Source organism: Grimontia indica, from assembly GCF_000333895.2.
Classification (GTDB): domain Bacteria; phylum Pseudomonadota; class Gammaproteobacteria; order Enterobacterales; family Vibrionaceae; genus Enterovibrio; species Enterovibrio indicus.
Genome location: NZ_ANFM02000005.1, coordinates 35,368 through 46,550 on the forward strand (window position 1 = coordinate 35,368; position 11,183 = coordinate 46,550).

Here is an 11,183-nt window from a genome sequence, read left to right on the forward strand (position 1 = left end):
ACAATAAAAAAACCCGCAATTAGCGGGTTTTTTATTCTGGCATTTAGGCATCAAATTAACGAACGGCTTCGAAAAATCCAGTACCTGGCTGATAGTCACCTTTCATGCCAACCAACTGACCGTTGTCGTCGAAAGAAAGAACCAGTTCTTTCTGTTCTGGTTCGTCATGTCCAGGCTTCAGATATTGAACAAAATACCAAGTATTTGGATAGCCGGATTCAACCAACATAGGTGGACCAAGTAAGAACTTAACCTGCTCTTTGGTCATGCCAAATTTGAGCTCTTCGACCGCGGTTTGGTCGATGTAATTTCCCTGATTAATATCTATGCGATAAACCAGCTTGTTAACCCAAGAACAGCCTGAGAGGCTAGCCAGAACAAGGGATGCCGCAACGATGTGTTTCCAACGCATGACTTCTTACTTCATTTCCAAAATAGGGGACGATGATAAACAAGCAAGTGAGAGAAGTAAAAAACTCTTGTCTCAACTTGCTTGTTCGACCGTGCTATTAGGGAAAAGTTTCTTTCTCTTTAGGCTAAGAGCCTCTATGCCGCAATAAGCAGCTCTTTAGCGTTGGCGAGTGTGTGCTCAGTAATTTCGCTGCCACCGAGCAGTCGCGCCAGTTCCTGAACGCGGGACTGAGTATCCAGCGGGATCATGCTGGTGGTGGTTTTCCCTTTCTCGCTGGCTTTCGCCACGAACATTTGCTGATGACCACAGCCGGCAACTTGCGGCAAGTGCGTCACACACATTACTTGGGTTGACTCACCTAGCTTGCGAAGCAGTTTGCCGACAATGGCAGCTGTTGGCCCACTGATACCCACATCCACTTCATCGAAGATAAGGCTTGGTGTATCCACTTTCTGTGCAGTAATAACCTGAATTGCCAAAGAAATACGGGAAAGCTCACCACCGGATGCTACGCGCCCCAATGCTTGCATTGGCTGACCTGGGTTGGTGGAAACCAAAAGCTCGATACTGTCGAAGCCCAGCGGTGACAAATGACTTTCTGGCTGGCTATCCAGTGCAATATGGAATTTGCCGTTTTGCATACTGAGCTCATGCATGCTGGCAGAAATCAGCTTATCCAGCTCTTTGGCATAACGCTTACGGCTCTTACTGAGTTTTTCTGCTGCTGCAAGACAAGCTTGGTGCTTCAGTTCGACTTGAGCGGCAAGCTGTTCAATCTGGTTATCGCTGTCATTGAGGTTTTCAAGCTCATTTACCAGAGACTGATGGGAAGTGAAAAGCTCTTCAGGAGAAACCTGATGTTTACGTGAAAGACGCATTATGGTCGCCATGCGCTCATCCAAATAGCTCAGGCGCGCAGGATCCATATCCAGGCTATCCATATAGCTTGAGATCTCGTGGCTGGTTTCCTGAACTTGAATACAAGCTTCGTCCAGCATCTGTGTTAGATCGTTAAAACGGCTGTCCATCGCAGCGAGTTCGGCAAGCTTCTGCTGGGCAAACTGCAGCAACTGCATCGCGTTGTTTTCATCATCTTCACTTAATGCCTGCAGGACACTTTGGCTGCAAATCGCAATGTCGCCACAGTTGGAAAGGCGCTTGTGCTCCGCTTCCAGCTCTGGATATTCGGTTTCACCTAACGCCAGTTCATTGAGCTCATTTACCTGGTATTCCAAAAGCTGGCGTTGGGCTTCGAACGCTTCTTTGTTCTTTTCTAGCTGTTTGAGCTCGTTTCGTGCGGCACGCCAGTCTTGATAACGCTGGCGCATTATGGCGAGCAGGTTTTGATGACCAGCATATTGGTCGAGCAATGTCAGTTGGTAATCGTTTTTCATCAAAAGCTGATGGGCGTGCTGACCATGAATATTGATAAGGTGTTGCCCCAGTGCTTTTTGCTGGGAGGCAGGTACAGGGCTGCCATTAATGAAGGCGCGTGAACGGCCCTCTTTGGTGATAACACGTCGCAGAATGCACTCATCACCATCGACCAACTCATTGTCTTCCAGCCAGCGTCTCGCGGCAGGATTGTTCTGTAGTTGGAAGAGCACCACGATCTCTGCTTTTTCCTCTCCAGGGCGAACCATGGAGGCATCCGCGCGATCGCCCAGACACAAACCCAGAGCATCAATAGCGATGGATTTACCTGCACCGGTCTCGCCGGTAATGGTGGTCATTCCCTGTTGGAAGTCGAGTTCGAGTGCTTTAACAATGGCAAAGTTTTGAATTGTGATGTGTGCCAGCATGAGCCTATACCTGTGTTTATCGACACCTGTTGTTTTATACAGTATATACTGTGTTTGTATACAGTAAAGATGATCAGGTATGAATTCGCGATGAAATTGTGATGCGGATTAAAAAACGAGCAATGAGAGTGATGAAAATAAAAAAGAGCAGCCTAAGCCACTCTTTTCATAAACAATGTTCTTTCCTGCTTTATCAGAAGAGTTTGCTCGACCAACCCAATTTGGTTCGCAACGTTTTGTAGTAACTGTAATTTTTAGGATGGATAAGCTTCAACAGTGAAGGGCTTCTGTAGATATGTACTTCATCCCCTGGATTAACAGGCAAAGAGACCTGACTGTCACAACTGACTTCCAAGGTGCTGCCGTTATCCGGTGAAACCACTAGCTTAATATGCCGTTTAGCGTCGACGACCAAAGGACGGCTCGACAGCGTATGCGGGAACATAGGAACGAGTGAAATCGCATCAATGCTCGGTGACAGGATAGGACCACCACCGGAAAGGCTGTAAGCCGTTGAGCCTGTTGGCGTCGAAATGATAATGCCGTCGGAACGTTGGGAGAAAGCGAAGTTATCGTCGATATAGACTTCAAATTCGATCATGTGGGCGACTTGCCCAGGGTGAAGCACTGCTTCGTTAAGCGCCGCGTTATGGCTTTTCACCTGACCGTGACGGTGCACCTCTGCTTCAAGCAGGAAGCGGTGATCTTCTATGTACTCACCGGACAATACTGACGTCAGGGCATCTTCATATTCATCTGGGTCGAGATCGGTCAAAAAGCCGAGGTTGCCCCGGTTGACACCGATAACGGAAATATCAAAACGGGAAAGGACACGGGCTGCGCCAAGCATATTTCCATCACCACCAATCACAATCGCCAAATCGGCTTTTGCGCCCAGCGAAAGCAAGTCGTGGAAATCATCAGCGGGAATATCGAGGTAATTGTCGAGACGATTGTCGACCAATGTGCGGTAACCCTGTTGGGTCAGCCAGTGATACAGGCTTTCATGGGTTGCTACCGCTTCTGGATTTCGCGGTTTTCCTACCAAAGCTATAGTGTTAAAACGCTTTGACATCTTATTGATCCTGCACAGTTTAGTGGCTTGAGTATAAGTGATTGCCCTACACTTGTCGTGCATTGCGGCAAGAGACACCTTGAAACGTGACCATTCATCCCCATAATAAGCAAAACCGTCGAGATTGATGCCCCAATCCTTGAGATTTTTGGGGTTCAACACAGTGTATTGTGTCGGAGAGAGCATGAGCAAAGAAGAAAACAAGATCCAGGAAGAAGAATTGCAAAACGAAGCAGTGGAAGCACAGGCTGAAGAAAATGCCCTTGATGCTGAAACTGATGCAATGATTAGCCGGATCACTGAGCTTGAAGCTGCACTTGAAGCAAGTGAAGCGACAGTGAAAGAGCAACAAGACAGCGTACTGCGCGCACGTGCGGATATTGAAAATATGCGTCGTCGTACCGAGCAGGAAATCGACAAAGCACGTAAGTTTGCTCTGGAGCGTTTCGCGAATGAACTGCTTCCTGTTATCGACAACATGGAACGCGCAGTAGAGATGGCGGACAAAGAAAATGACGCCCTCAAGCCGATGATCGAAGGCGTTGAGCTAACGCTGAAGACCATGAAAGATGCAGTGGAAAAGTTCGGCCTGAAAGAGCTGAACCCACACGGCGAACCGTTCAATCCAGAATTCCATCAGGCAATGTCTATTCAGGAAAGCGCAGATCACGAGCCAAATACTGTGATGTTCGTTATGCAGAAAGGCTATGAACTGAATGGTCGTGTTGTTCGTCCTGCCATGGTAATGGTTTCAAAAGCCGCTGCTGGTAACGTGAACGAGCAGGCATAAGACCGAATTTAAGGAAAAACCCGCTTTTTGCGGGTTTTTTTCATTTCAGGCCTTGAAAGCCAATAAGTCGCCCTTATTTAAGGTGCATCAAAAAGAAAATTTAAAAATTTTTCTTGTGCAGGGTTGAACCCTAAACCGCGACCCCCATATATGGGTTAACGCAACATAGACGTAAGACGAATTTTCGGAGAAAACCAAATGGGTAAGATCATTGGTATCGACTTGGGTACTACCAACTCATGTGTAGCAGTACTGGACGGTGACAAGCCACGCGTAATCGAAAACGCAGAGGGCGATCGCACAACGCCATCAATCATCGCGTACACCCAGGACGGTGAAACTCTGGTAGGTCAGCCAGCAAAACGTCAGGCAGTGACCAACCCAGAAAACACGCTGTTTGCAATCAAACGACTGATCGGTCGTCGCTTCGAAGACGAAGAAGTTCAGCGTGATATCGAAATCATGCCTTACAAAATCGTTAAGGCTGACAACGGCGATGCATGGGTAGAAGCTAAAGGCCAGAAAATGGCAGCTCCTCAGGTTTCAGCTGAAGTCCTGAAGAAAATGAAGAAAACTGCAGAAGACTTCCTGGGTGAAGAAGTAACTGGCGCAGTTATCACAGTACCTGCGTACTTCAACGACGCACAGCGCCAGGCGACTAAAGACGCTGGCCGCATCGCGGGTCTGGAAGTTAAACGTATTATCAACGAACCAACTGCTGCTGCACTGGCTTACGGCCTGGACAAGCAAGGTGGTGACCGCACTATCGCAGTTTACGACCTGGGTGGTGGTACTTTCGATATCTCTATCATCGAGATTGACGAAGTTGACGGCGAGAAGACGTTCGAAGTACTGGCAACCAACGGTGATACTCACCTGGGTGGTGAAGACTTCGATAACCGCATGATCAACTACCTGGTTGACGAGTTCAAAAAAGACCAAGGCATCGACCTGCGTAAAGATCCACTGGCAATGCAGCGTCTGAAAGAAGCAGCTGAGAAAGCGAAGATTGAACTGTCTTCTGCACAGCAAACTGACGTGAACCTGCCATACATCACTGCAGATGCGACTGGTCCTAAGCACATGAACGTTAAAGTGACCCGTGCGAAGCTGGAGTCACTGGTTGAAGATCTGGTTCAACGTTCACTGGAGCCACTGAAAGTTGCACTGGCTGACGCAGACCTGTCTGTAAACGACATCAACGACGTAATCCTGGTTGGTGGTCAGACTCGTATGCCAATGGTTCAAGCGAAAGTTGCTGAATTCTTTGGTAAAGAAGCACGTAAAGACGTGAACCCTGACGAAGCAGTTGCAGTTGGTGCAGCGGTTCAGGGCGGTGTACTGGCAGGTGACGTGAAAGACGTTCTGCTGCTGGACGTAACGCCACTGTCTCTGGGTATCGAAACCATGGGCGGCGTGATGACTAAGCTCATCGAGAAGAACACCACTATCCCTACTAAGGCGAACCAAGTGTTCTCTACTGCTGAAGACAACCAAAGTGCAGTAACGATTCACGTACTGCAAGGTGAGCGTAAGCAGGCGACGTACAACAAGTCTCTGGGTCAATTCAACCTGGAAGGCATCAACCCAGCACCACGTGGCATGCCACAAATCGAAGTTATCTTCGACCTGGATGCTGACGGTATCCTGCACGTATCTGCGAAAGACAAGAGCACAGGTAAAGAGCAGAAGATCACTATCCAGGCATCGGGCGGTCTGAGCGACGACGAAATCGAGAAAATGGTTCAGGAAGCGGAAGCGAACAAAGAAGCAGACAAGAAGTTCGAAGAACTGGCGTCTGCGCGCAACCAAGCTGACCAAATGGTTCACGGTACTCGCAAGCAAATCGAAGAAGCAGGCGACGCACTGCCAGCTGACGAGAAAGAGAAGATCGAAGCAGCAATCAGCGAGCTGGAAGAAGCACGTAAAGGCGAAGATAAAGAAGCTATCGACGCAAAAGTGCAGGCACTGATCGCAGCATCTCAGAAGCTGATGGAAGTGGCTCAGCAGCAAGCACAAGCTGCGCAAGCTCAAGACGCCGGTGCAGAGCAAACTAAGCAAGACGACGACGTTGTTGATGCTGAGTTTGAAGAAGTAAAAGACGACAAAAAATAAGACTGGATAACATCCCAGAAGCAGGTCTTGCGACTGAAAAGCAGCAAGACCTGAATCGAAAGATTTAACCATTTTTATTTCGCACGGGCGCAGGAGGATTTTCTCCTTCGCCCGTAGTTGTATGATACGGGGCTAACTTTTTTGCCCGGTATAGAAGCAGGTGACAAGCAAAACATGTCAAATCGTGATTTTTATGAAGTGCTTGGCGTAAGCCGCGACGCCAGTGAGCGTGACATCAAAAAGGCGTACAAGCGTCTTGCGATGAAGTACCACCCGGATAAAAACCCAGGTGATGAAACGGCAGCCGAGAAATTTAAAGAAGTGAAGCTGGCGTACGAAATCCTCACAGACGATCAAAAACGCGCAGCTTATGACCAATACGGCCATGCAGCCTTTGAACAAGGTGGAATGGGCGGTGGCGGTGGCTTCGGTGGCGGCGCAGACTTCAGCGATATCTTTGGTGACGTGTTTGGCGACATCTTTGGTGGTGGTCGCCGTGGCGGTCAGGCACGTGCCCAGCGTGGCGCAGACCTTCGCTACAACATGGAGCTTTCTTTAGAAGAAGCAGTCCGTGGTGTGACCAAAGAGATTGATGTCCCGACTTACGTAAGCTGTGACCCATGTGGTGGCAGTGGTGCAAAACCAGGCTCATCGCCACAAACGTGTGGAACCTGTCACGGCCAAGGCCAAGTGCAGATGCGTCAAGGCTTCTTTGCTGTACAGCAAACCTGTCCAACCTGTCACGGTCGCGGCAAAATCATCAAAGACCCTTGCGATAGCTGTCATGGCCAAGGCCGTGTTCAGAAGACCAAGACCCTTAGCGTGAAAATCCCTGCAGGCGTAGACACGGGTGACCGTATTCGTCTAACAGGTGAAGGTGAAGCCGGAGAATTTGGCGCACCAGCCGGCGATTTGTATGTACAGGTACACGTGCGTGATCATCACATCTTCACCCGTGACGGCAACAACTTGTACTGCGAAGTACCAGTAAGCTTTACGATGGCAGCATTGGGCGGCGAAGTAGAAGTACCAACACTGGACGGACGCGTGAATCTGAAGGTTCCGACAGAAACTCAAACTGGCCGTATGTTCCGCATGCGTGGCAAGGGGGTGCAGTCAGTGCGTGGTGGTGGCCTTGGCGACCTGATCTGTAAATTGGTGGTAGAAACCCCGGTTAACCTCAGCAGCAAACAAAAAGAATTGTTGCGTGAGTTCGAAGAATCACTGGGTGGCAGTGCCGCGAAAAAGCACAAGCCTAAATCAGAAGGCTTCTTCGATGGCGTGAAGAAATTCTTTGACGATCTGACCAGCTAACAGTCAGAGAGAGAAAAATGAAAAACCGGCGAATTCGCCGGTTTTTTTATATCCAGCATTTGCTGTTGTCAGAGATGGCACTCGCATCTTTTTTGAAATTAAGCTGCTCTGATGCAGCATTAATGACCATGGTATGACAGTCAGTATCTTTATCCTGTCTAGAAGTGGATTTGGGTTTTGCTTGGATCTTGTAAACATTGTTGCCAGAACCGCCTATTGTAATTGAGAAATCATAGTCATCAGAAACCTGGCATTTTGCGCAAACTAACGTGGTATTCGTTGGGTAGCTACCTGTTGACGTAAAAGTTTGCTCGATGTGGGTCTGTAACTGATACAAGTCCACCTGAACTCTACTGCGCTCTGACTTAATCAAATAATCCCCCACGGCTGGGACCGCAATCGTAGTGATGGCACCGATGATGGCCACGGCAATCAAGATTTCGATCAACGTCATACCTAGATGTAATGTCTTAGTTCTCAGCGTCATTTTTTGGTTCACTATGCGGAAAATCCATTTTTATTCCAGAGACCTACGGTATCGCCGTTGATAGTATGGAAACAAGGTACAGCGGACGCTAAAGGAATTTGTTGTGAGATATTGGAATCTACAGCGCGGATTTAGCTTAATTGAAATGATAACGACGGTGTCGGTATTGGCAGTCGTCACAGCGGTAGCTGTGCCAACCTATGTCTCTTCCCACAAAGCGGCTGTTGTTGAAAGCAAGGCCTCCCAATTGCTTTCCGTACTGGAAGTTGGACAGTCAGAGTCTCTAAGGCGCCATCGCAACATTTATGTTCACTATGTTCCTTCAAGTGCAACGGATAACGGGTGTATTGGGCTTAGTGAAAAATCCGAAGTCGCAAACTTCAGCTGTTCTGATAGTGAAGGTCTGCAGAAGGTTATTTTGGAGAAAGGGGCGATGGTTAATGTCCAAGAGCCTGCACTTACAGATCCAGCAAAACTTTTCTATTTCTCTCCTATATCCGGCATGCCTTCAAATGACAAAACGGTGAAGCTAGCGCATGGAGAAGAAACAGGCAAAGAATCAGGGATTATGATCCGCAGGTATGTCGGATTGAAAGGGTGTAGCAATACCGCTGTGACCGGTTGGGAATCGTGTCCATCATGAGACGTACCCGCGGTTATACACTGGTAGAAATGATGGTTGGTGTGACCGTCAGCTTGATTGTCATGGCTTCCTCTCTGGCGCTTTTTACCATCAATACCGAATTTGGGACCAAGCAACTTCAAAACGACTTTCTGAGATCCCAATTAAACATCGTCGCAGACACGATGAAAAATGAGATAGCACGTGCAGGGTTTTGCTACGACTGCACGTCGATGAACCCTTTTATTAAGAATGACGAGGCAGGTGCTTCATCATCTGTATTGATTGATGACAGCGCTTCGAAGGTTGAGGGCGGGGAATGTATCCGGTTTGCCTATAACCACGATAAACGTTCCGGTGCTATAGCAATCAATAAAGATGACGCTAAAGGATATCGATTAGGCAAGGATAGCAAAAACAATTCGGTAATCGAGGTTTACGAAAACTGGGATGCGTTAGCGAATTGGAAATGTGACAGTGGCTATTGGCGAGATATGACATTTGACCGGTTGGTCATTGAGAGCCTTATTTTTAAACGCACTTTCCTACAAGGAGTCGCATCGACCAACAAGGCCCAAATGGTTGATGTGACCATCACTGCATCATTGAAAAATGATAGCTCAATCAAAGATACCGTGAATTTCACCGTATCACTTCCGAATGTGGATGGCTAACAAGCATGAACAGTCAAAAAGGAATGGCAACCCTCGCTGTAGTCAGCGGCATTTTGCTCATTGTTGCTTTGTTCGCGGTTTCGGTTGCGAACTCTGGGCTAGCCGACGTTAAGAATACGCAAAACCAGATTTTGGATGCAAAGCAAAGAGCGAGTGCAAAGGCCGGATTGGACTGTGCGATTTCTGTGTTTGAGCAGAATGGACCGACAGCAGTTTCACTAAGTGACGGAAGTTTTGGAACCACTATTTCTGACAACTGTAGAGAAAAGACTGGCAGCCAAATTGTGCTTTCTGGTACAGAAAGTCCATGGTTGTTAACGTCTTCTTCAGGCTATGCAACGTATAGCGCTATGGTCAGTGGAGGCGGGGGGACTGCATCTGCCTTCAAAACTTCTGGTAGCTTGGTTATAGAGGGAGGTAACTCCTGGGTACCAGCCAAAGGGGCTCATGTAGGTAAGGAAGGGCAAATCAATATTTATGAGTGTTTAGCTATAGTTGCTGGTGGGGACGTTACTATTGATACCGGCGACTCGAACGCTACTTTCCAATCAGAATTGCTGGCTACCAATTTAGAGCAGTGCAAAGAAGGTTTCAGTACAACTGTCGCATCGAAAACTCGAAAGATGAATGACTTCGAGTCTGACATTTTGTATCAGCAACCCAATATGAACCTCTTCAAAGATAAGTTTCAAGAACCCAAAAGTAACTGGGAAAAAGTGAGGGATGACTTTGACGCAGTGTTCAGTACTTCGGGTACTACGACTATAGACAATGGTAACGGTACAGAGACAGTAAAAAGTAATGTCGAGCTATGTGGGAAGACGATTACGAATAAGAGAAATAGCATAGTTGCGGGGGCAGGGCACGCTCCAGGCAAATTGGTAACAGTTTGGGTCGATGGGGATTGCAATATGGCTGGAGTGGCTAGCGATAGTGTCAATCCTGTATTTATCGTGGTGAAAGATGGAGTGATTGCCTACAGCGGTGCTTTGGCCAATTTCAATGGTTCTATTTTTCAATTTAATCATGAAAGAAATGACTTCCAAAACTCATGGCTGGATGTCAGCGAGTCGACTGACGATGAAGGAAATAAGGTAACTAACGTTTCTTGTACATCGGGTCCAATGGCAACTTTTTGTGATTTGTTTAATGAGCCTGATGCATTAGGAATGGAAGTGGATAACTGGAAATATCTTCCTTTTCTATTCCATGGCTCCTTTGAAACAAAAGGCAGTTACATTGTGGACGTAGAAAAAGGAACGTCAAAGGTCTTTGGCGCTTTCAAACCAGGGTACGATGAAAGCATCGATGATGATGAATTCTTTCCCTCTGAGCCAAAGCTGGTAAAAGGAAGTATTCATGACTTCTAACAAAGGCTTTTCACTTGTCGAGACGCTTATCGCTATATTGGTCGTTGTTTTGTCTGGTGTTGGAACGTTAAAGCTATATAGCCACCTAGAAGTCGAGAAGGCGAACGCACTTATGTTTGTTGAGGCAAAGCAAATTGCGGAGTCTCAGATTGCTTTACTGCAAACATTGAATACCACAGGTTCAGATTGCGAAGGCAAAACGGTAGAAAACATTCAAAGCTGTCAGCTAACACTGAACGAAGGCTCTCTATATAGTCTTTCAGTGACGCCCACAAAAACGCTTCAACACACGCCAGCTGGTGGTGTGGCCGCAACCTATGCCAAGATAATGGATGTTAAAGTCAGCTGGAATGACAGAAATGGCACTGCTCAAAGCCTTTCTCTCCCGATTTCTGTGTCTAAATTCACCAACCTGCTGGATTAGTGAACGGTTAATCGTTTTTTGTGATTTTTTTCGCAAAAAGCCCTTGCCAGAATCCGAGACCTCCCTATAATGCGCCCCATCGACACGGCAAGCGGCTC

Annotated in this window: 11 protein-coding genes; 7 read left to right on the forward strand and 4 right to left on the reverse strand. The window is 47.5% G+C overall.

Annotated features, from left to right (window positions below; genetic code table 11):
• Positions 1–55: 55 nt before the first annotated feature.
• The 3 genes from bamE to nadK all read right to left on the reverse strand — a co-directional run bounded on the left by bamE (position 56) and on the right by nadK (position 3,289).
• Positions 56–412: an outer membrane protein assembly factor BamE gene (gene bamE, locus D515_RS02300; RefSeq protein WP_002535677.1), complete on the reverse strand. Its 357-nt coding sequence runs from the start codon at positions 410–412 to the stop codon at positions 56–58.
• Between the two features lie 134 nt (positions 413–546).
• Positions 547–2,214, reverse strand: coding sequence for a DNA repair protein RecN (gene recN, locus D515_RS02305; RefSeq protein ID WP_002535678.1), 1,668 nt, complete (start codon positions 2,212–2,214; stop codon positions 547–549).
• Positions 2,215–2,407: 193 nt separating this feature from the next.
• Positions 2,408–3,289 carry an NAD(+) kinase gene (gene nadK / locus D515_RS02310; RefSeq protein ID WP_002535679.1) on the reverse strand — a complete coding sequence of 294 codons (882 nt, stop codon included), beginning with the start codon at positions 3,287–3,289 and terminating at the stop codon, positions 2,408–2,410.
• 184 nt (positions 3,290–3,473) lie between these two features.
• Between nadK and grpE the strand changes: the two genes are divergently transcribed.
• From grpE to dnaJ, 3 genes are all read left to right on the forward strand, one after another.
• Entirely contained in the window at positions 3,474–4,079 is a 606-nt protein-coding gene (grpE, locus tag D515_RS02315) for a nucleotide exchange factor GrpE (protein WP_002535681.1), read from the forward strand.
• Between the two features lie 198 nt (positions 4,080–4,277).
• Positions 4,278–6,194: a molecular chaperone DnaK gene (gene dnaK, locus D515_RS02320; protein ID WP_002535682.1), complete on the forward strand. Its 1,917-nt coding sequence runs from the start codon at positions 4,278–4,280 to the stop codon at positions 6,192–6,194.
• Positions 6,195–6,368: 174 nt separating this feature from the next.
• Positions 6,369–7,508: a molecular chaperone DnaJ gene (gene dnaJ, locus D515_RS02325; RefSeq protein ID WP_002535684.1), complete on the forward strand. Its 1,140-nt coding sequence runs from the start codon at positions 6,369–6,371 to the stop codon at positions 7,506–7,508.
• Between the two features lie 46 nt (positions 7,509–7,554).
• Here the strand turns inward: dnaJ and D515_RS02330 are convergent, their stop codons facing one another.
• On the reverse strand, positions 7,555–8,007 hold the full coding sequence (locus tag D515_RS02330; RefSeq protein ID WP_239643922.1) for a type IV pilin protein: 453 nt from the start codon (positions 8,005–8,007) through the stop codon (positions 7,555–7,557).
• Positions 8,008–8,098: 91 nt separating this feature from the next.
• Here D515_RS02330 and D515_RS02335 point away from each other — a divergent pair, with 91 nt between their 5' ends.
• The 4 genes from D515_RS02335 to D515_RS02350 are packed head-to-tail and all read left to right on the forward strand — an operon-like array spanning position 8,099 to position 11,085.
• Positions 8,099–8,638: a pilus assembly FimT family protein gene (locus D515_RS02335; RefSeq protein WP_039849509.1), complete on the forward strand. Its 540-nt coding sequence runs from the start codon at positions 8,099–8,101 to the stop codon at positions 8,636–8,638.
• Positions 8,635–9,291: a PilW family protein gene (locus D515_RS02340; protein ID WP_002535687.1), complete on the forward strand. Its 657-nt coding sequence runs from the start codon at positions 8,635–8,637 to the stop codon at positions 9,289–9,291. Before D515_RS02335 ends, D515_RS02340 begins: the two co-directional genes overlap by 4 nt.
• Positions 9,292–9,296: 5 nt before the next feature.
• Positions 9,297–10,661 (forward strand): hypothetical protein, encoded by a 1,365-nt coding sequence (locus D515_RS02345; RefSeq protein ID WP_002535688.1) that lies wholly within the window; start codon positions 9,297–9,299, stop codon positions 10,659–10,661.
• Complete coding sequence (locus D515_RS02350) at positions 10,651–11,085, forward strand: type IV pilus modification PilV family protein (RefSeq protein WP_039849513.1); 435 nt, start codon at positions 10,651–10,653, stop codon at positions 11,083–11,085. Before D515_RS02345 ends, D515_RS02350 begins: the two co-directional genes overlap by 11 nt.
• The last annotated feature ends 98 nt before the right edge of the window (positions 11,086–11,183 follow it).